Here is a 20,836-nt window from a genome sequence, read left to right as displayed (position 1 = left end):
AGTGACTTTGCTTTCCGATTGTCGCGGCGGCGTTGCTGTCGCTCTTATGCAGCGCGGCCGCCAGCGTGCCGCCTACGCGGCGGGCGTTTCGATCGGCTGCCGCCGCTCGAGTCACTTTTCTTTTGCTGGCCCAAAAGAAAAGTAACCCAAAGAAAATGGCCTTTAGAGCGATAGGCTCATAGCGTTCTGTGGGATACGAGCCTTGACGGTTTTGGAGCCCGGATCGTCACGATCTTCCTAATGAACGGTGCGGCTACGCCGCAATGCGTCGATGCGAAGAGGACTTAAAGCGGAGCCTCGCCTTGCATCGGCCTTTGCTTTGGCTTCGGTCTTCACGCCTTCTCCGCGCACCCCACTTCTCCTTCTCCCCTCTGGGGAGAAGGCAGGGATGAGGGGCGGGTGCTCGCGGACGCGTAGCTACTTCGCGCTTTGCCCTTGGCTCTACGGGGTCCCCGTATGACAGCGGCGGGCGGGTGGAGGAAAGCCCGCAGGGTGGCCGCAGGGATGCGGCCAGTTTTTCGACAGGACAAGGATGTCCTGTCGAAAAACCCCGGAGCCCGCACGCGTACCTTCCGGGCTCCACCCGGAAGGCGCGTCATCCGGGGTGCCTTTTCTTTTGGTTACTTTTCTTTGGGCAAGCAAAGAAAAGTAACCCGGACCGCGGCAGCGGTTCGGAAGCCCGCCGCAGGCGAGCCAGGTCGCAGAACCATCGCAATTCTTCCGCGCAGACCAAGCATGCTGCGAAGCAACACAACAGCAGGCCAGTCACACCATCGAACACAACTACACCGCAAAGAACCCCGTAACACTCTCAACGCACCCGCAACATTCCCCTCCCACCCGCTTAAAGCTCGACATTCCCGCCACTCTGTTGCATACGTATTCACTTCAATGAACCGGCACTGCCAGCGCAGAATCGCCGGACTCTGGATTGGGGAGAGGCAATGAACTTGAATTCCACGCCGTCGTCGTCGAACTCCGTCGATGACCTCGGACAACATGCGACCGCGCGCGTCGTACTGATCGCCGCAGCTGCCGCACTCGGCGGTTTCCTGTTCGGTTTCGACACGGCCGTGATCAATGGCGCCGTCGACGCCGTGCGCGGCAATTTCGGGCTGGACGCGGCGCACATCGGCTTCGCGGTTTCCTGCGCACTGCTTGGTTCCGCCGTGGGTGCGTGGTACGCGGGTCCGCTGGCCGACCGCTTCGGCCGCGTGCGAGCCATGCAGGTGGCCGCCTTGTTGCTCGCGGCGAGTGCGCTGGGCTCGGGCCTCGTCACCGGCGTGGCCAGCCTGGTGTTCTGGCGTCTGGTCGGCGGCATCGGTGTGGGCGTGGCCTCGGTAATCGCGCCCACCTACATTGCTGAGATTTCGCCCGCCGCCGTGCGCGGACGACTCGGCTCGCTGCAACAGTTGGCGATCGTACTCGGCATCTTCGCCGCGCTGCTCAGCGATGCATGGCTCGCCGGTACGGCTGGTGGCGCGGCGCAGAAACTGTGGATGGGCCTGGCCGCATGGCGCTGGATGTTCCTGGTCGCCGTGGTGCCCGCGCTGATCTACGGCTCGCTGGTGCTCGGCGTGCCCGAATCGCCGCGGCATCTGGTGGCCAAGGGTCGCCTTGCCGAAGCCAAGGACGTGCTGCGCCAGGTGCTGGCGATGCACAACGAGGCCGCACTCGACGCGAAGGTGAAGGACATCCAGCAGAGCCTGCATTCCGAATACCGCCCCACGCTGAAGGATTTGCGCGGCCCGCGCCTTGGCCTGTTGCCCGTCGTGTGGATCGGCATCCTGCTGTCGGTGTTCCAGCAGTTCGTGGGCATCAACGTCATCTTCTACTACTCGTCCACGCTGTGGCATTCGGTGGGTTTCAGCGAAGCCGATTCGTTCTCCATCACGGTGGCCACCTCGGTGGTGAACGTGCTGGTGACGCTGGTGGCCATTGCGCTGGTGGACCGCATCGGCCGCAAGCCGCTGCTGGTGATCGGCTCGGCCGGCATGACCATCACGCTGGGCGCGATGGCGTGGTGCTTCTCGCAGGCCACCGGCAACGGCGCGAGCCTGAGCCTGCCGGCGCCGTGGAACATGGTGGCGCTGGTCGCCGCCAACGCCTACGTAGTGTTCTTCGGCATGAGCTGGGGCCCGATGGTGTGGGTGCTGCTGGGTGAAATGTTCCCCAACCGCATCCGCGCCATTGCGCTGGCCGTGGCCGCCGCCGCGCAGTGGCTGGCCAACTTCGCCATCACCAGCACCTTCCCGGCGCTGGCCGAAGTAGGCCTGGCCTTTGCCTACGGCCTGTACGCCGCCTTCGCCCTGATCTCGCTGATCTTCGTGCTCAAAGCCGTGCGTGAGACCAAGGGCATGGAGCTGGAAGAGATGCAGGGCTGAGGTTTTCCTGCGCCATGGTCGCTGAGATGCGATCATGGCGCATGACTGATTTCCGCACGCTCCCGCTCAAGCCCGCGCTGCTCGCCAGCGTGGAAACCCTCGGCTTCACCGAGATGACCCCGGTGCAGGCCCAGAGTCTGCCGCCGATCCTGGAAGGCCGCGACGTGATCGCGCAGGCGCGCACGGGCAGTGGCAAGACCGCGGCCTTCGGCCTTGGCCTGCTGCAGCAGATCGACGTGGAGACCATCCGCCTGCAGGCGCTGGTGCTCTGCCCCACGCGCGAACTGGCCGACCAGGTGAGCAAGGCCATCCGCAAGCTGGCAGCCACCATTCCCAATGTGAAGCTGTTGACGCTGTGCGGCGGCATGCCGCTGGGACCGCAACTCGCTTCGCTCACGCATGATCCGCACATCGTGGTGGGTACGCCCGGCCGCATCCAGGAACACCTGAAGCGCGGCAGCCTGCACGGCGGCGGCATCAAGGTGCTGGTGCTGGACGAGGCCGACCGTATGCTCGACATGGGCTTTTCCGAAGCCATCGACGACATCGTCGGCCGCATCGCCAAGCATCACCAGACGCTGCTGTTCTCGGCCACCTATGCGGAGGAAATCCGCCAGGTGAGCAAGCGCGTGCAGCGCGATCCGGTGGAAGTGACGGTGGAAACGCCGCACGAGGAAACCACCATCGAGCAGCGCTTCCACGAAGTGGAGCCGGCGCAGAAACTCGATGCGCTCGCGCAACTGCTCGGCAAGGAGCATGCACAGCACGCGCTGGTGTTCTGCAACATGCGCAAGGACGTGGACGCGGTGGCCGACGAACTCGACAAGCGCGGCTTCTCCGCCCTCGCCCTGCACGGCGACATGGAACAGCGCGACCGCGACGAAGTGCTGGTGCAATTCGCCAACCGCAGCTGCTCCGTGCTGGTGGCCACCGACGTGGCCGCACGCGGCCTCGACATCGCGGCGCTGCCCCTGGTGGTGAGCTTCGACATCGCCCACGATCCGGACACGCACACGCATCGCGTGGGTCGCACGGGCCGTGCCGGCGAAGACGGCCTCGCCATCACGCTGGTCACGCCGCGCGAACGCCCCAAGGCGATCAACATCGAGGAACAACTGGGCCAGCCGCTGCCGTGGCATCCGCTGCGCGTCGCACCGCCGCGTGGCAAGCAGCTCAACCTTGCGCCGATGAAGACGCTGGTGATCGACGCGGGCCGCCAGGACAAGTTGCGACCGGGCGATATCCTCGGCGCACTCACCGGCGACGCGGGACTCGACGCCAAGGACATCGGCAAGATCGACGTGTTCGCCACGCGCGCCTATGTCGCCATCCGTCGGGATCTTGCGAACAAGGCGCTCGAACGTCTGCGCGCCGGCAAGATCAAGGGACGCAATTTCCGGGTACGCTCGCTGCACTGACGGTCAAGCTGCTCTTCCTAAGGATTTCGCCTCCATGATTCGCCGCTACTGCTTGGCGCTCGCCCTGGGCGCCCTCGCCTGCTCCGCGCAGGCCGCCACGCCGGTCTATGGCTATCGCGTGGTGCACGTGTATCCGCACGACACGTCGGCGTATACCGAAGGCCTGTTCTACAAGGACGGCTATCTGTACGAGAGCACCGGTGAAGCGGGCGAATCGACCGTGCGCAAAGTGGAGCTGGAAACCGGCAAGGTGGTGCAACGCCATGATGTGCCAGACGCCTATTTCGGCGAAGGCATCGTCGATTGGAACCACGAACTGGTCCAGCTCACTTGGAAAGACCAGCTCGGCTTTGTCTACGACCTCGCCAGCTTCAAGCAGCTGCGCACCTTCAACTATCCCGGCGAAGGCTGGGCGCTCACGCGTGACAGCAAGCACCTGTACATGAGCGATGGTTCGCCGGTGCTGCGCATTCTCGACCCGAACACGCTCACCGCGACCGGCAGCGTCATGGTCACCGACAACGGCGCGCCGGTGAGCAACCTCAACGAGCTGGAATGGGTGAAGGGCGAGATCTACGCCAACGTGTGGATGACCAATCGCATCGCACGCATCGACCCCGCCACCGGGAACGTGACCGGCTGGATCGACCTCACCGGCCTGCTCGATGTGAGCCGCCTGCCCGATCCGGGCAACGACGTGCTCAACGGCATTGCCTACGACGAGCAGCACGATCGTCTCTTCGTCACCGGCAAGCGCTGGCCCAAGCTTTTCGAAATTACGCTGGTGAAGCCGGGCGCACCGTAAGTCCCTGCGCCAGAGGCGCATGCATCGCCACGGGTGAAGGGCCAAATGGCATGGTTCTTCGCGCCCATGCCGGCGATGTAAAGTCGAAGGCTGATCACCGGGAGAACCTCATGCGCCTTGCTCCGTCGCTGCTGCCCCTTGCGTTGTGCCTTGCCATCTCCACCGCCTATGCCGCCGACGCGCCGGCACAGTTGCGCGAACAACCGTCGCTGCATGCGCTGGCCACGGCACCGAGCGAAGCGGAACTGCACGCCACCATCGCCAAGCTGGTGAGCTTCGGCACGCGCCACACGCTGTCCGACACCAAGTCGGACAAGCGCGGCATCGGCGCGGCACGACGCTGGGTGAAGTCGCAGTTCGAGGACATCTCCAAGGCCTGCGGCGGCTGCATCGAAGTGGTGACGCCGTCGCAGATGTTCACCGGCAAGCGCGTGCCGCAATCCACCGAAGTGATGGACGTGGTGGCGATCAAGCGCGGCAAGACCGATCCCAAGCGCGTGATCGTGATGACCGGCCACCTCGATTCGCGCGTGACCGACGTGATGAATGCCACGTCCGACGCACCGGGCGCGAACGACGATGCTTCCGGCGTCGCCGCGCTGATGGAAGCAGCGCGTCTGCTGTCGAAGGAAGACAACGACGCTACGCTGGTGTTTGCCGCGCTCTCCGGCGAGGAGCAGGGCCTGTACGGCGGCAAGGTACTGGCCGACTACGCCGTGTCGCAGGGCTGGAACGTGCAGGCCGATCTCAACAACGACATCGTGGGCAACAGCCACGGCCAGAACGGCGTGCTGGACAACACCACGGTGCGCATCTTCTCCGAAGGCACCAAGACCAACGAAACGCCCGAGCAGGCGAAGTATCGCGCCTATCACGGCGGCGAAGTGGATTCGCCCTCGCGCAACGTGGCGCGCTACATGGAGCAGATCGCATCGACGTATCTGCCCGATCTGCGCGTGCACATGGTCTATCGCACCGACCGCTACAGCCGCGGCGGCGACCAGGTGCCGTTCCTCGAAGCAGGCTATCCGGGCGTGCGCGTGACCGAAGGCCACGAGGATTACACGCGCCAGCATCAGGATCTGCGCACCGAGAAGGGCATCAAGTACGGCGACACCATCGACGGCGTCGACTTCCGCTATCTGGCGCGCGTGACTGCACTCAACAGCGTGACCATGGCCGCGCTCAGCCGCGCACCCGCACCCCCCAGCGGCATCAGCATCGAAGGCGCGCTCGCCACCGACACCACGGTGCACTGGAAGAAGGTGCCGAGCGCCGCCGGCTACATCGTGCATTGGCGCGACACCACCGCGCCGCAGTGGCAGTACAGCCGCGCCGTGGGCGACAGCGACCAGGCCGTGATCAAGGACGTGGTGATCGACGACTGGTTCTTCGGCGTCTCGGCCGTCTCGGCCGATGGCTACGAGAGCCCGGTGGTGTTCCCCGGCGATGCCGGCAGCTTCGAACGCTCCGCGGCACCGAAGTCGCCGTAAGAGAGGAACGTTCCCAAGGCGCAAGGCCTTGCGAAGCGATAAGATCGCCCGGTTGCCGCTCCGGGGAGAGCGGCAATCGCATCGCGACGGATGCGCATCAACGGCATCGCGGCCAAGGCCGGCCTGTTCGCCAAGCTCGGCATCATGCTGCTGGCGTTGAAGAAGTTCATCGTGATCGGCATCGCCGCCATCGGCGGACTGTTCGCCAAGATCTTCAAGCGCAAGCAGGCGTGATGTGCACGTGCTACTGCACCGCCTTCGGGTGGCGCGGCAGCACACTCAATGACCGCTTTCCCAGCGCATGCCGAGGGCGATGAGGCGGCGCAGTCCATCGTCACTTGGCTGCAGCGCGCGACTGCCGGCACGCCGACGCAACCAGCCGGCATCGAGCAACGCGTCGGTCAGCGACACGCCCAGCGGTCCGCCCAGATGCAGGCGGCGTTCCGTCCAATCCAGACAACCGCGCCCTGCCAACGGCAACAAGGCCTGCACGCGCGCCGCGTCGAGGCCGGCCTTGACCAGCGCGTGCGCACCATCGTCCTGAAGACGCATGCCCTCGCTCGCGGTGTGCAGATAACCCTGCTGCAGCAACGCATCGCACAGGCTCACGCCCAGTCGTCCCGCCAGATGCCGATAGCAGGTGCGCGCCATGCGCAACGGACGATCGCCGCCGGTGGGATCGGGCAACACGGGACGCGCGCGCGGCGCAGCCAGCGTTTCGATCAACGCGGCGACGTCATCGTCCGCGAGGCGGTAATAGCGATGGCGACCCTGTTCCTGCACGGCGAGCAGGCCGCCCTCCAGCAGACGCTTGAGATGCGCGCTGGCCGTTGCCGCGCCCACGCCGGCCGCACGCGCCAGCTCGCCAGCGGGACGCGCCGTGCCGTCGATCAGCGCCAGCAGCATGGCGGCGCGTGCCGGTTCGGCGAGCAGCGCGCCGATCTCGGCCAGCTGGTAACGGCTTGGAGAGATCGCATCGTTCATGCGCGCAGTCTAGCGCGGCCGTTTCGCCGAACCCTTCGTTGCGTGGCGAAACGTTCAGCGGCGCAGGCAGGGACACTGTGGCCATGGACATGCATCGCCACCCACGCACCCGCGTCATTCATCCCTCCATCCTCTACTTCGGCACGCCGGTGTTGCTCATCACCACGCGCAATCCGGACGGCAGCACTAATATCACGCCGATGTCATCCGCCTGGGCGCTGGCCGACCGCATCGTCATCGGCCTCAGTGGCGGCGGCCAGGGTCTGGCCAATCTGCGGCGCGAGCGCGAGTGCGTGCTGAATCTCGCCGGCGAAGACATGCACCGCGGCGTGGAACGCATCGCGCCCACCACCGGTCACGCATCCGTGCCAGCGTGGAAAGCAGCGACGGGCTATCGGCATGAAGCGGACAAATTCACGCTCGGCGGCTGGCATGCCGATGCGTCGGTTTCGGTGAAGCCGCCGCGCATCGTGGAATGCCCGCTGCAACTGGAAGCGCGTGTGCTGCTGGACCTGGACCGCCCGCTGGAAGCCTGGCGCGACTCTGCCGGCGGCTACGCCATCATCGAACTGGAAGTGCTGCACGTGCATGCACACGACGAGGTGACGGTGGCGGGCACGCAACACGTGGATCCGCAACTCTACCGCCCGCTGTTCTATCTCTTCCGCCATTACATGGGGCCCGGCAAGCCCCTGGGTCGTACGTTTAAAGCGGAAGTTTGATCCGCGAGCGCGATGTCCACGTCGCAAAGGCCGATGCTAGGATCGAAGTCCTTCGTCGTTCGGTACGGATCGCGGTCGCACATGCGCATGCTTGTCACGGGCAGTTCCGGTCATCTGGGTGAAGCGCTGGCGCGCACGCTGCGGGACCTCGGCCACGAGGTGATCGGGCTGGATGTGGTCGAAGGCGCCTATACGAACCGCCTCGGCTCGATCTGCGACCGCGCTCTCGTGCGACGCTGCATGGCTGGCGTGTCCACCGTGTTTCATCGGGCCACGCTGCACAAGCCGCACGTCGCCACCCACAGCCGGCAGGACTTCATCGACGTCAACCTCACCGGCACGCTGAACCTGCTGGAGGAAGCCGTCACCGCAGGCGTGGATGCCTTCGTATACACCAGCACCACCAGCGTCTTCGGTGATCCACGCCGCCGATCACGGCGCCGGCGGCGTGGATCACCGAAGACGTGGCGCCCGTACCGAAGAACATCTACGGCGTCACCAAGGCCGCGGCCGAAGACCTGTGCCAGCTGTTCGCGCGCAACCAGGGGCTGGCCACCATGGTGCTGCGCACCTCGCGCTTCTTTCCCGAAGAAGACGACGACCGTTCGGTGCGTGCGCGTTACACCGACGACAACCTCAAGGCCAACGAATACCTGCATCGCCGCGTCGACATCGAAGACGTAGTGAGCGCGCACCTGCTCGCCGCACGACGCGCACCGAGCCTGGGTTTTCGCCGCTACATCATCAGCGCCACCACGCCGTTTCTTCCCGAAGACCTCGCCGGCCTGCGCGCGCATGCGCCTCTTGTGGTGGGACGACGCGTGCCCGGTTACGACGCGATCTATGCGCAGCGCGGCTGGACGATGACGCAAGGCATCGATCGCGTCTACGTGAACCAGCGGGCGCGCGACGAACTCGGCTGGACGCCACGGCATGACTTTGCCGCATTGATCGCTCGCCTCGTTGCGGGCGAAGACATCCGCAGCCCGTTGGCCCGTCTCATCGGTTCCAAGGGTTACCACGGGGAAAGCTTCAGCGACGGGCCGTATCCGGTCGACGCGTAACCAAAGCGAACGGCTCGCCTAGCCGACGACGGCCAGCATCGCCGCCAGCCAGATCGCCACCACGCCCAACGCGAATGCACGCCGCGCCGGGCGAATGCGCTCGGCGCTTTCCTCGGCCACCGGCGTGGTGATGATCCACGGCACGGAGGCGAGCAGGCCGAAGCCGACGAAGGCCAGCAAGATCACCACCACGTCAACGGCGCGCCACGGCACCGGCTCGTGCACGCCCCAATAGCCCAGGAATGCCATCCCCATCGCGCACAGGGTGGCCGATGCGGAACACAACCCGACAACTGAACCTGTTGGCGCGCGCATGGCGGCAGCCCCTCGGTGGACGACGGTACCGCGCAGAGCGTACCGCAGCCGAGTGTGAAGGGCGCCTGGCCGGCCGCCGAGGACGCCGTGTCGAAAACCGACGCCCCCGTTCGTCATGAGGATGAGCGCGCCAAAACCGGCGCCTGCCATCCAACCCCAAGGAGTCGACGATGTCCCTGCCCCACCGCACGACCCACGCCCTTGCCGGCGCCCTGCTGTGCCTGTCCGCCACCGGCGCCGCCCACGCGGGTTCCGCCACCTACGTGATCGACCCCGCGCATACCTATCCCAGCTTCGAGGCCGATCACTTCGGCGGACTCTCCACCTGGCGCGGCAAGTTCGACCACACTTCGGGCAAGGTCACGCTGGACAAGACCGCCGGCACCGGCAACGTGGACATCACCGTCGAGGTCGCCAGCGTGGATTTCGGGCTGGACAAGATGAACGAGGCCGCCCGCAGCAACGAGCTGTTCGACGCGGGCAAGTTCCCCACCGCCACCTATCGCGGCCAGCTCGCCGGTTTCGTCAACGGTGCGCCGACCAAGGTTGACGGTACGCTTACCCTGCACGGCGTGACGCGTCCGCTGGAGCTCTCCATCAAAAGCTTCAAGTGCATGCCGCATCCGCTCTACAAGCGCGAACTATGCGGCGCGGATGCGTACGCCACGTTCAAGCGCGACGACTTCGGCATGGACAGCGGCAAGACCTACGGCTTCAGCATGGACGTAGTGCTGCGCATCCAGGTGGAAGCACTGATCGACGACGGCAGCGCCGGCAAGGTCGCGCTCGCCAAGCCCGCTCACTGACCACGGAACATCGCCATGTCACTTACGCTCTACATGCATCCGCTGGCCGCGTACTGCCACAAGGCCTTGATCGCGCTGTACGAGAACGACACCCCGTTCCACCCGCACTTGGTGGACCTGATGGACGAGTCGTCGCGTGCCGCGTTCTACCGGCTGTGGCCCATCGGCAAGTTTCCGGTGCTCAACGACAACGCGCGCGGCTGCCTGGTGCCCGAGTCGAGCATCATCATCGAGTACCTCGCGCAGCACTATCCGGGCAAGGTCGCATTGATTCCCGCCGATGCCGACGCCGCGCGCGAAGTGCGTTTCCGCGACCGCTTCTACGACCAGTACGTGAGCGAGCCGATGCAGAAGGTGATCACCGACCGCCTGCGGCCTAAGGCCGAGCGCGACAAGCTGGGCGTGGCCCAGGCGCGCGACAAGCTGCGCACGGCACTGGACCTGATCGAGCGCGAGTTCGAACGCGACGGCGAGAGCCGGCCATGGTCCGCCGGCACGTGCTTCAGCATGGCCGACTGCGCCGCATCGCCGGCGCTGTTCTACGCCAACCTGGTGATACCGCTGGACGACGACCATCCGCACACTGCCGCCTATCTGCTGCGCCTGATGCAGCGCCCGTCGTTCGCACGCGTGCTGCACGAAGCGCAGCCATACATACACATGGTGCCCATGGAAACGGCCGACGCCTGACGCCGGCATTCTCTATCTCAAGGAATTGCACATGCTCATCGCACTTATCGTCGTTCTGCTGCTCATCGCCGTTGTCCTGATCGTGGCAGCCATGCGGCCGGATCAATTCCGCATCGAACGCTCGGCCACCATTCAGGCGCCGCCCGAGCGCATCTTTCCCTTCATCGACGATTTCCATCGCTGGCAATCCTGGTCGCCGTACGAGAAGAAAGACCCGGCCATGCAGCGCAGCTTCGAAGGTCCCTCGTCGGGCGTGGGCGCGGCGTACGGCTGGAACGGCAACAAGGACATCGGCAGCGGCCGCATGGAGATCAGCCAATCCACGCCATCCTCGCGCGTGTGCATTGCGCTGGAATTCTTCACGCCGTTCAAGGCCAGCAACACGGCCGAATTCGTGCTCGTGCCGCAGGGCGATGCCACGCGTGTCACCTGGACGATGCAAGGTCGCTCCCCCTTCATGAGCAAGCTGATGGGCGTGGTGTTCAACTTCGACAAGATGGTGGGCAAGGACTTCGAGGAAGGCCTGCTCAACCTGCGTGCGCTGGCCGAGCAGCCAACCTGATCTCGCGGTGCAGCAACGATGCGGTCGCGCGCGCCGCTTCCAAAAATCAGCAGCAAACTTACGCCACGCCTAAGCAAGCCGGCTTGCTGCTGAACAAGTGGGAACGCGCGCGCGCGGCGCGTCAACCGCCATCGCAAGACCTCGTTCTCCGCTCCAAGTCATCCATCCTGAGGATGACCGCAGGGGTCACACGCTCCACCATGCAGAGGGCGCACGCTCTGGACGGTGACGCCTGCCTCAACTGCAGACCACGAGGACACTGCTCATGAAGACCGTTATGACGTCGCGTTTCAGCCTGCTCGCCCTTGGCATGGTCGCCGCCTTCGCCAGCGCTGCGGCCATGGCCCAGACCAGCACCGACGTGCCGGGCCATCCCCGCGTGAACGAAGTGAACCAGCGCCTGGACAACCAGCAGAACCGCATCCAGAACGGCGTCGCCGATGGCCAGATGAATGCCAAACAGGCTGCGCGCGATGAAAAGCAGGACGCCAATATCGCCCAGCGCGAGAGCCACGACGAAGCCGAGCACGGCGGCCACCTGACCAAGCAGGAACAGAGGAACCTCAACAAGTCGCTGAACCACGACAGCAACCGCATCCACAAGCAGCGCACCGGCGGCTGATCCGCGCGCCACGCTTGTCGCAACGGCCCGGCCCAGCCGGGCCGTTCGCGTTGCGGGCACCACAACTTCCAGCACTGGCTGCACCCCGCCGTCGTGCCAGTATCCGGGGACCATCATTCGGGCGGGAGGGTCGTATGGTCAGCAGGATTCTGGCGGCAGCGTGCGCGTGCGCACTGAGCCTTGGCGTGGCCCACGCGGCCGATTCCACTACAGGCAAGCCGCAATACGGCGCATGGGGTTTCGACCAGGCGGGCGCCGATACGGCGGTCAAACCCGGCAACGACTTCTTCCGCTACGCCAACGGTACCTGGCTGGATCACACGCCGATCCCTGCCGACAAACCGGCCGTGAGCCTTCGACTGGCCATGACCGACCTCACCGAACAACGACTGCACGATCTGCTGGAAGCGGCCGCGCACGACAAGGCCAGCGACACGGCGATCGAAGGCAAGGTGGGCGCGTTCTATCAATCGTTCATGGACCAGGCCCATGTGGATGCACTGGGCGCCAAACCCATCGCGCCGCAACTGGATGCCGTGAAGCAGGCCACCACGCGCGAGGCGCAGGCTGCCTTGATGGGCCGCACCGGCTTCGATTTCGAAGGCTCGCTGTTCAACGTCTACTTCGACGTGGACCTGAAGGACACCAACCGCTACGCCGTGTATGTATCGCAGGCGGGCCTGGGCCTTCCCGATCGCGACTACTACCTCAAGCCCGAATTCGCCAAGCAGAAGGCGGCCTACCAGGCTTATGTGACGCAGCTGCTCACGTTGAGCGGCTGGCCACAACCGGAAGCGGCCGCCAAAGAGGTGGTGGCCTTCGAAACGGCCATTGCGCAGGCGAGCATCAGCAAGGTCGAGCAGCGCGACCCGGTGGCGATGTACAACCCCATGAGCGTGAGCGACCTGCAGAAGCTCGCGCCCGGGTTTGCCTGGAACGACTTCCTCAAGTCCGCGCAGCTAGGCCAGCTCAACCATGTCGTGGCGATGGAAAAGACTGCGTTTCCCAAGCTCGCGGCGCTGTACGCGAAGACGCCCATCGCCACCATCCAGGCATGGCAGGCGGCGCGCATCGCGGACAACGCCGCGTACTACCTCTCCACGCCGTTCCAGCAGGCGTACTTCGAGATGCACGACAAGACACTCGCTGGCCAGCAGCAGATGGAAGTGCTGTGGAAGCGCGGCGTGCACGCTGTTTCCGGTGGCGATTGCGGCGTGGGCGAGCGGCTTTCCTGTTTCGGCAATCTCGGCTGGGCGGTGGGCCAGCTCTACACCGACAAGTATTTCCCGGCGTCGTCCAAGGCCAAGATCGAAGAGCTCGTCGCCAACCTGAAAGCCGCTTACCGCGTGCGTATCGAGAAGCTCGACTGGATGGGTCCGGAAACGCGCAAAGAAGCCCTGAAGAAACTCGACACCTACACCATCAAGGTGGGCTATCCCGATCATCCGCGTGACTACTCGAAGGTCACCATGCGCAGCGACGACCTCACCGGCAACGTGCTGCGCGCCGCGCAGGCCGACTGGTCGTTCAATGTCGGTCGCCTCGACAAACCGGTCGACCGCAGCGACTGGATCATGACGCCGCAAACCAACGATGCCTACAACGGCTCGCTGCGCGACATCGTGTTCCCCGCCGCCATCCTGCAGCCGCCGATCTTCGATCCCAACGCCGATCCGGCCATCAACTACGGCGCCATCGGCGGCGTGATCGGCCACGAACTGACGCACGGCTTCGACGACCAGGGCCGCAAGATCGACGCCAGCGGCGCCCTGCGCGACTGGTGGACCGCCGCTGATGCCAAGGCGTTCGACGAGCGCGCGAAGCAACTCGGTGCGCAATACGACGCGTTCGAACCGCTCAAGGGCGTGCACATCAACGGCAACCTCACCATGGGCGAGAACATCGCCGACCTCGGCGGCCTCACGCTGGCGCTCGATGCCTACCACGCATCGCTGCACGGCAAGCCCGCGCCGGTGATCGACGGCCTCACCGGCGACCAGCGCGTCTTCCTCGGCTGGGCCCAGGCATGGCGCGGCAAGCTCACCGACGACGCCATCCGCCGCCAGGTCACCAGCGATCCGCATTCGCCGCGCAAGTTCCGCGTGAATGGGCCGGTGCACAACATCGATGCGTGGTACCAGGCGTTCGGCGTGAAGCCGGGCGATGCCTTGTATCTGGATCCGAAAGATCGGGTGCGGATCTGGTGACAGCGGCAAAGAGGCCACTGGTTTGGGCTCGTTGCGAGCCCTTACACTGAGTCTTCTTCCAAGGGGGAATGCATGAACGTTCTGTCTCGCGCCATGGCAGTGGGTATCGGTCTTTGCCTTGTCTCAACGCCGTTGCTCGCGGCGGACAAGCAACCTGTTTCCGAGGCCAGCATGTTGGTCAAAGGCAGCATTGTCATCGGCCCGGATGGCAAGGTGGTCAGCTATACGGTCGACCGACCCGAACGCATTCCTCCCGCCGTGCTCGATGTCGTCAAAACGAATGTCCCGAACTGGATATTCGAGTTCGAGGATCACGTTTCGGAGCCGGTGAAAGAGACCATGAGTATTCGCGTGGTGGCCCGCGCCGTCGACGAAACCCACGCCAGACTGGTCGTCGCTGGCGCTTCGTTTGAGGACAACAGCGGCGAATCCACGCGTTACGTCCATCGCAAGACCACGACAGCCATCCACTACCCACGAATCTCACTAGAGGATCGGGTGTCGGGCACGGTGTATTTGTTGCTTCAGATCGGACAAGACGGTCGCGTGCAACAGGCGTTTGCCGAACAGGTAAACCTCCGACAGTATCCGGCACAGACCCGAAACGAAGTCTATGAACACGACTTGGCCAAGGCCGCGATTGAGGGCACTAAGAATTGGACGTTCGAGCCACCGTCGACAGGTCCGAATGCGAAGGACAATTCTTGGCTAGTCCGAGTCCCGGTAACTTTCACCTTGCACGAAGTAGGTGTCCCCGACCCTGATGCCTACGGCAAATGGGACGAATACATGCCAGGCGTAGTCCAAAAAGCTCCCTGGGGCGGCAACCGCAGGCTGGTGTCCGATCGACCGGACTCACTAGCCCAGGGCATGCTGGAGCAATTGGGTACGGGCCCCCACCTTGCGACGACCCTCGACTCCAATTAAGTCTTGCCGCCATGCGGCACCGTGTCCTTAGGGAAAGCTAGTAACAGTCGCGCTTATCGCTTCATCGTGAGCACTGGCTTGGCATGCTCACGACGGACCAAGCCAACCATCGGCGTCGTCATCATCGTGGTGACGATCGCCATCACCAACAAGATGGTGAACATCGCGCTGTTGATCACGCCGGCATCGAGGCCGACCTTGATGACGATGAGTTCCATCATGCCGCGCGCATTCATCAGCGAGCCGATGGTGAAGCTGTCGCGCCAGCTTTGACCGGAGATTCGCGCGCCCGCGGTGCCACCCAGCAGCTTGCCGGCCACCGACACGGCGAGCACCAACAGCAGCGCGATACCTGCGCCACCCGTCAGCAGGTTCGAGCTGGTGCTCAGGCCCGCGAGCACGAAGAACACCGGCAACAAGGCGGCGATGGTGACGCGCTCGACGCGATCGATGAGGTTTTCCAGCAGACGATCATCGCGCGGCAGGCATGCGCCGAACAGGAACGCGCCGAATACGGCGTGCAGATTGAGCCATTCGGTGATCGCTGCGCAGCCAAAGGCGCCGGCCAACAGGAACGCGAGCACGGCACCGTCCGCATTGCCATCCGGTGCATGACGCGCGAGCAAACGCGCGCACAGCGGACGCAGCACGAACCACGTCAACGCGAGCAGCACGACGAGGCCGATCATGGTGCGCCAGAACGGCACCCAGTCGCCGTGGGCGCTGATCAGCGCCACCACGAAGGCGAGCATGATCCATGCGAGCACATCGGCCACCGCCGCTGCGGCGATGCCCAGACGACCGGGAAGACTATCCGTGATGCCACGCTCCTTCACGATGCGCGCCATCACTGGCAGCGCCGTGATGGCGCACGCGGTGACGAAGAACAGGGTGAAGCCGAGGCGGCTGATGCCGGGCGGCGCATAGTCGGCATATAACCAGGGCGCGAGGCCCAGTGCGAGCACCACCGGAACCACGATGGCCAGTCCGCCGATCCATGCCGCTGGACGCAGCAAGCCGCCCTGCGCATTCGCCGGCACGCGCAACTCCGCACCCACTACCGTCATGAACAGCACCAGGCCCAAGGTGCTGAGGCTTTGCAGGTTGCCGAGGCTCTCGGCGGGAAACAGTTGCTGCTGCCACTCGGGCGCGATGGCACCAAAGACGATGGGCCCCAGCGCGAGACCGGCCAGCATCTCGCCCACCACCGCAGGCTGGCCGATGCGACGCGCCAGCGACGCGATCAGGCGCGACACCACGATGATCACCAACAGTTGGACGAGCAGCAGCGGATGACCCATGTGTCGTGTCTCGAAATATCTGCATGGCCGAACGGCCAAGCGCCGAGCTTGCCTTGTATCGCTGGCGACCCGCAACTTCCTTCGGCCGCGTGTTCCCACGACACGCTAGGATGCGGTGCACATCGAAGGACACCTGCAGCATGGCGCATGTACTGATCCCGCTTCCCCATCAGGACGTCGACCCCAGCGAAGTGGCGGTGCCGTGGCGCATCCTTACCGAGGCGGGGCATCAGGTGACGTTCGCCACGCCCGACGGCCGCGTGGCAAGCGCCGATCCCATCATGCTCAGCGGCGAAGGGTTGGATCCGTGGGGCTTCGTGCCCGGCCTGCGCAAGCTGCGCGTGTTCGGCTTGATGTTGCGCGCCAACGCCAACGCAAGGCGCGACTACGCGGCGCTTGAAAAGGCGGTGTCGTTCCATGCGCCCATCGCGTGGGAAGCCATCGATCCGGATCGGTTCGACGGGTTGCTGTTGCCCGGCGGACATTGCGCGCGTGGCGTGCGCGAATACCTGGAGAGCGAATCACTGCAACGCGTGGTGGCGGCCTTCTTCGCCGCGGACAAGCCGGTGGCCGCGATCTGCCATGGCGTGGTGCTGGCCGCGCGCAGTCGTGGCGTTGATGGTCGCTCCGTATTGCACGGCCGTCGCACCACGGCGCTCACCTGGGCACTGGAAAAGTCCGCGTGGTCGCTCACGCGCATCACGCGTTTCTGGGATCCGCATTACTACCGCACCTATCCCGACGGTGCGGGCCAGCCGGCGGGCTATATGTCGGTGCAGCAGGAAGTGACGCGCGCGCTGGCCGATCCGAACCATTTCCTCGACGTGCCTGGCGACGCCAGCCACCATCGCCGCAAGACCTCCGGCCTAGTGCGCGACAGCGATAGCGACGACACGCCCGCCTTCGTCATACGCGACGGCAACTACGTGTCCGCCCGCTGGCCGGGCGACGTGCATCGCTTTGCCCGCGAATTCGCAGCGCTGCTTGAGACGGCAGCCGACACGCGCCAGTGAGACGCGGGCCAGCGCGCTGGCACTTGCGCCCGCTCCGATGTCGCCAGCCGTGTGCGACGACCGCTTCCCCGCGAAAATTTCCTAGCATTTCCTAACTCCGCCCCCATCTTGGAGTTTTCCCAGTTATCCACCCCCAATCCACAATCTATTGGGTTGACCGCCCCCATGCAGCCCGATATGTTGTGCCGGTCGGTGCCACTCTCAGACCCACGGTCGGAATGGCTTAAAAGGGAACTCCGGTGCAAATCCGGGACTGCCCCGCAGCGGTAAGTGGAAACGAAAGCACCCATCGCACTGGCCCTCGGCGGCTGGGAAGCGGGAGCAAGTAGGTCGGGCCTCACCGCCCACGTCCACGAGTCCGAAGACCTGCCGGCACATCAGGGCCCAACGCCCTGGTGCGTAGTGACGGCTTCCGCGGGGAAGCGCGTCGATGCGCGGGGCGCTGCCCTGCTGCTCGACCGTCCGCGAAGCGTCACGTTTTTTTCAGCCCTGCGCGCGGGAGCAGGCGGTTGATGACCAAGCTTGGAGCGAAGTCGCCATGGAACCTATCGATACCACCGGCCGCGAACGTGAAGACGATCGCGCCGACACTGCTTTTTCCACCGACACCGCCGTGGCCGACGCGCCACGCACGGACGCGCCGTTCGCGCTGACCCCGCCGCACAACCCCGGCCAGATGCGCGTGACCAAGCGCAGCGGCCGCCAGGAAGTGGTGGACGTGAACAAGATCGTCCGCGCCGTCACCCGCAGCAGCGAAGGCCTGCACGGGGTCGATCCGATGCGCGTGGCGCTCAAGACCATCGGCGGTCTGTATGACGGCGCCACCACGCAGGAACTGGACCAGCTGTCCATCCGCACGGCCGCTGCGCTCACCGCCGAAGAACCCGAATACGGCCAGCTCGCCGCGCGCCTGCTGGGCGCGTTCATCGACAAGGAAGTGAGCGGTCAGGAAATCCAGAGCTTCTCGCAGTCGATCGCACGCGGCGCGGAACTGGGCATCCTCAACGAACGCCTGCGCGATTTCGTCGCCACCAATGCGCGCAAGCTCAACGATGCGATCGATCCGCTGGCCACGCGCCGCTTCGAATACTTCGGCCTGCGCACGGTGTACGACCGCTACCTGCTGCGCCATCCGCAGCTGCGCAAAGTGATCGAGACGCCGCAGCACTTCTTCATGCGCATCGCCTGCGCGCTGGGCGGCAACGAGATCGGCGAGACGCTGGAGCTGTACCGCCTGCTGTCCTCGCTGGAATACATCGCCAGCTCGCCGACGCTGTTCAACGCCGGCACCGCGCACGAACAGCTCAGCTCCTGCTTCCTGCTCGATTCGCCGCTGGATTCGCTTGAATCCATCTACGAGAAGTACGGCGACGTCGCCAAGCTCAGCAAGTTCGCCGGCGGCATCGGCCTGGCCTACTCGCGCGTGCGTTCGCGCGGTTCGCTGATCAAGGGCACCAACGGCCATTCCAACGGCCTGGTGCCGTGGCTGAAGACGCTGGACGCCTCCGTCGCCGCCGTGAACCAGGGTGGCAAGCGCAAGGGCGCGGCCTGCGTGTACCTGGAGCCGTGGCACGGCGACATCGAGGAATTCCTCGAGCTGCGCGACAACACCGGCGACGACGCCCGCCGCACGCACAACCTCAACCTGGCCAACTGGATTCCCGACGAATTCATGCGCCGCGTGGAGAGCGACGGCGACTGGTCGCTGTTCGATCCCAAGGTGGTGCCGCACTTCGTCGACAGCTGGGGCGAAACGTTCGAGAAGGCCTATCGCGAAGCGGAAGCCGCGGGCCTTGCCGTGAAGACGGTGAAGGCACGCGAGCTCTACGCCCGCATGCTGCGCACGCTGGCGCAGACCGGCAACGGCTGGATGACCTTCAAGGATCGCAGCAACGCCACCAGCAATCAGACGGCGAAGGCGGAAAACGTCATCCACCTGTCGAACCTGTGCACCGAAATCCTGGAAGTGACCAACGCCGACGAAACGGCGGTGTGCAACCTCGGTTCGGTGAACCTGTCACGCCACGTGGTGGACGGCCGCTTCGATTTCGACAAGCTCGCGAGCACGGTGCGTACCGCCGTGCGCCAGCTCGATCGCGTGATCGACCTGAACTTCTATCCGATCGACACCGCCAAGGTCGCCAACAACAAGTGGCGCCCGGTGGGCCTGGGCGTGATGGGCCTGCAGGACGTGTTCTTCAAGCTGCGCCTGCCGTTCGATTCGGCTGAAGCGCTGGCGCTGTCCACGCGCATCGCGGAAGAGATCTACTTCAACGCGCTGTCGCAATCGAACGAACTGGCGATGGAACACGGCGCGCATCCGGGCTTCGCCGAAAGCCGTGCGGCCAATGGCGAGTTGCAGTTCGACTACTGGACCAACGCCAAGCCGAACGACGCGGCACGCTGGGATGCGCTGCGCGAGTCGATCAAGGCCAAGGGCCTGCGCAATTCGCTGCTGATCGCCATTGCGCCGACCGCCACCATCGCCTCGATCGCCGGCTGCTACGAATGCATCGAGCCGCAGGTGAGCAACCTGTTCAAGCGCGAAACGTTGTCGGGCGACTTCCTGGTGGTGAACCGCTACCTGGTCGAAGAGCTGAAGACGCTGGGCCTGTGGACGAGCGAAATCCGCGACGCCATCAAGCTGGCGGAAGGTTCGATCCAGGGTATCGCAGCCATTCCGGAACGCCTGCGCCTGATCTACCGCACGGTGTGGGAACTTCCGCAGAAGGCGCTGATCGACCTGGGCGCCGCCCGCGGCGCGTACATCGACCAGAGCCAGTCGCTGAACCTGTTCATGGAAAACCCGAACATCGGCCAGCTCAGCTCCATGTACATGTACGCGTGGAAAGCCGGCATCAAGACCACGTATTACCTGCGCTCGCGTCCGGCAACGAAGATTGCCAAGACGACAGTGTCGGCCGCTCCAACCGCAAAGCCGGTGCCGGTGGTCGAGCAGGAACAGGCCGAAGCGGCGGTGTTCTGCTCGCTGGAGAATCCGGAGTATTGCGAGGCTTGTCAGTAAGGACGAGAAGTGAGTGGAGAGAAGTGAGTAGTGAGAAAAAGCAGTCAATGCGATCGCAGATTTCGTCGCATGGTTGTCAGTATCCGGCTCACTTCCTCCATTCGCGCTCGCACATGGATTGTTTCGGCCTCGCTGAACTGGCCGATTCGCTCGCAAAGCGTGACCTGTGTTTCGAGTTCCGCCAGTGACCCTTGGGCAATGGAAAGAAATTGGGATTTCTCCTTCTTTGATTCCCGCGTCCAACCTTCCGCTATGTTGCTTGGCACTGACACGGCGGCGCGTGTTATCTGACTTCGCAATCCATATTTCTCCTCGTTGGGAAGTAGCTTCGCCAAACGATAGATCTCGCAGGCCATTTCCATCGCCTTGCCCCACACCACAGTATTCCGGTAATGCATATGACCTCCTCTGTCATCAACGAAGCCAACCCTCTCACTTCCCGCTCCTCTTCTCTCGCTCCTAAGATCCTTGATCCCGGCTTCGAACTCACCCTGCGCC

The 20,836-nt window shown here is 64.6% G+C and carries 19 protein-coding genes, 1 pseudogene and 1 riboswitch; of the genes and pseudogenes, 16 read left to right on the top strand and 4 right to left on the bottom strand.

Annotation, left to right across the window (positions count from 1 at the left end; translation table 11 throughout):
- Window positions 1-944 precede the first annotated feature (944 nt).
- The 5 genes from ABIC75_RS15135 (at window position 945) to ABIC75_RS15115 (ending at window position 6,334) form a co-directional block, all read left to right on the top strand.
- Window positions 945-2,384 (top strand): sugar porter family MFS transporter, encoded by a 1,440-nt coding sequence (locus ABIC75_RS15135; RefSeq protein WP_354014708.1) that lies wholly within the window; start codon window positions 945-947, stop codon window positions 2,382-2,384.
- Between the two features lie 41 nt (window positions 2,385-2,425).
- Complete coding sequence (dbpA, locus tag ABIC75_RS15130) at window positions 2,426-3,802, top strand: ATP-dependent RNA helicase DbpA (RefSeq protein WP_354014707.1); 1,377 nt, start codon at window positions 2,426-2,428, stop codon at window positions 3,800-3,802.
- 34 nt (window positions 3,803-3,836) lie between these two features.
- Entirely contained in the window at window positions 3,837-4,607 is a 771-nt protein-coding gene (locus ABIC75_RS15125; RefSeq protein ID WP_354014706.1) for a glutaminyl-peptide cyclotransferase, read from the top strand.
- Window positions 4,608-4,717: 110 nt separating this feature from the next.
- On the top strand, window positions 4,718-6,100 hold the full coding sequence (locus ABIC75_RS15120) for a M28 family metallopeptidase (RefSeq protein WP_354014705.1): 1,383 nt from the start codon (window positions 4,718-4,720) through the stop codon (window positions 6,098-6,100).
- 90 nt (window positions 6,101-6,190) lie between these two features.
- Window positions 6,191-6,334, top strand: a complete 144-nt coding sequence (locus ABIC75_RS15115; protein WP_354014704.1) for a hypothetical protein — start codon at window positions 6,191-6,193, stop codon at window positions 6,332-6,334.
- A gap of 45 nt (window positions 6,335-6,379) precedes the next feature.
- Here the strand turns inward: ABIC75_RS15115 and ABIC75_RS15110 are convergent, their stop codons facing one another.
- On the bottom strand, window positions 6,380-7,084 hold the full coding sequence (locus ABIC75_RS15110) for an ArsR/SmtB family transcription factor (protein WP_354014703.1): 705 nt from the start codon (window positions 7,082-7,084) through the stop codon (window positions 6,380-6,382).
- A gap of 83 nt (window positions 7,085-7,167) precedes the next feature.
- On the opposite strand from ABIC75_RS15110, the gene ABIC75_RS15105 reads away from it, so the two are divergent.
- The 3 genes and pseudogenes from ABIC75_RS15105 (at window position 7,168) to ABIC75_RS15095 (ending at window position 8,870) form a co-directional block, all read left to right on the top strand.
- On the top strand, window positions 7,168-7,806 hold the full coding sequence (locus ABIC75_RS15105) for a flavin reductase family protein (protein ID WP_354014702.1): 639 nt from the start codon (window positions 7,168-7,170) through the stop codon (window positions 7,804-7,806).
- Between the two features lie 12 nt (window positions 7,807-7,818).
- Window positions 7,819-8,232: pseudogene (locus tag ABIC75_RS15100) on the top strand (NAD-dependent epimerase/dehydratase family protein); the annotation flags it as partial.
- Window positions 8,233-8,270: 38 nt separating this feature from the next.
- Window positions 8,271-8,870, top strand: a complete 600-nt coding sequence (locus ABIC75_RS15095; RefSeq protein ID WP_354014701.1) for an NAD-dependent epimerase/dehydratase family protein — start codon at window positions 8,271-8,273, stop codon at window positions 8,868-8,870.
- A gap of 18 nt (window positions 8,871-8,888) precedes the next feature.
- Here the strand turns inward: ABIC75_RS15095 and ABIC75_RS15090 are convergent, their stop codons facing one another.
- Window positions 8,889-9,185 carry a hypothetical protein gene (locus ABIC75_RS15090; protein WP_354014700.1) on the bottom strand — a complete coding sequence of 99 codons (297 nt, stop codon included), beginning with the start codon at window positions 9,183-9,185 and terminating at the stop codon, window positions 8,889-8,891.
- Window positions 9,186-9,355: 170 nt separating this feature from the next.
- Here ABIC75_RS15090 and ABIC75_RS15085 point away from each other — a divergent pair, with 170 nt between their 5' ends.
- From ABIC75_RS15085 to ABIC75_RS15060, 6 genes are all read left to right on the top strand, one after another.
- The gene (locus ABIC75_RS15085) at window positions 9,356-9,991 is read left to right on the top strand and encodes a YceI family protein (RefSeq protein ID WP_354014699.1); all 636 of its coding nucleotides are present in this window, start codon (window positions 9,356-9,358) and stop codon (window positions 9,989-9,991) included.
- 15 nt (window positions 9,992-10,006) lie between these two features.
- Entirely contained in the window at window positions 10,007-10,681 is a 675-nt protein-coding gene (locus ABIC75_RS15080) for a glutathione S-transferase family protein (protein ID WP_354014698.1), read from the top strand.
- A gap of 31 nt (window positions 10,682-10,712) precedes the next feature.
- Window positions 10,713-11,243: an SRPBCC family protein gene (locus tag ABIC75_RS15075; RefSeq protein WP_354014697.1), complete on the top strand. Its 531-nt coding sequence runs from the start codon at window positions 10,713-10,715 to the stop codon at window positions 11,241-11,243.
- 265 nt (window positions 11,244-11,508) lie between these two features.
- Window positions 11,509-11,865, top strand: a complete 357-nt coding sequence (locus ABIC75_RS15070) for a hypothetical protein (RefSeq protein WP_354014696.1) — start codon at window positions 11,509-11,511, stop codon at window positions 11,863-11,865.
- Between the two features lie 134 nt (window positions 11,866-11,999).
- Window positions 12,000-14,072 (top strand): M13 family metallopeptidase, encoded by a 2,073-nt coding sequence (locus ABIC75_RS15065; protein WP_354014695.1) that lies wholly within the window; start codon window positions 12,000-12,002, stop codon window positions 14,070-14,072.
- Window positions 14,073-14,144: 72 nt separating this feature from the next.
- Window positions 14,145-14,999, top strand: a complete 855-nt coding sequence (locus ABIC75_RS15060) for a hypothetical protein (protein WP_354014694.1) — start codon at window positions 14,145-14,147, stop codon at window positions 14,997-14,999.
- A 53-nt stretch (window positions 15,000-15,052) separates the two neighbouring features.
- Here ABIC75_RS15060 and ABIC75_RS15055 read toward each other — a convergent pair whose 3' ends face one another.
- Window positions 15,053-16,300: a cation:proton antiporter gene (locus ABIC75_RS15055; RefSeq protein WP_354014693.1), complete on the bottom strand. Its 1,248-nt coding sequence runs from the start codon at window positions 16,298-16,300 to the stop codon at window positions 15,053-15,055.
- A gap of 140 nt (window positions 16,301-16,440) precedes the next feature.
- Between ABIC75_RS15055 and ABIC75_RS15050 the strand changes: the two genes are divergently transcribed.
- Window positions 16,441-17,313: a type 1 glutamine amidotransferase domain-containing protein gene (locus ABIC75_RS15050; RefSeq protein WP_354014692.1), complete on the top strand. Its 873-nt coding sequence runs from the start codon at window positions 16,441-16,443 to the stop codon at window positions 17,311-17,313.
- A gap of 169 nt (window positions 17,314-17,482) precedes the next feature.
- A riboswitch (cobalamin riboswitch) is annotated at window positions 17,483-17,701 on the top strand.
- Between the two features lie 150 nt (window positions 17,702-17,851).
- Entirely contained in the window at window positions 17,852-20,338 is a 2,487-nt protein-coding gene (locus tag ABIC75_RS15045; RefSeq protein ID WP_354014691.1) for a ribonucleoside-diphosphate reductase subunit alpha, read from the top strand.
- Between the two features lie 44 nt (window positions 20,339-20,382).
- Here ABIC75_RS15045 and ABIC75_RS15040 read toward each other — a convergent pair whose 3' ends face one another.
- The gene (locus tag ABIC75_RS15040; RefSeq protein WP_354014690.1) at window positions 20,383-20,736 is read right to left on the bottom strand and encodes a four helix bundle protein; all 354 of its coding nucleotides are present in this window, start codon (window positions 20,734-20,736) and stop codon (window positions 20,383-20,385) included.
- Between the last annotated feature and the right edge of the window lie 100 nt (window positions 20,737-20,836).

Source organism: Dyella japonica, assembly GCF_040545895.1.
GTDB lineage: Bacteria > Pseudomonadota > Gammaproteobacteria > Xanthomonadales > Rhodanobacteraceae > Dyella > Dyella japonica_D.
This window is presented reverse-complemented; position numbering and strand designations above follow the sequence as displayed.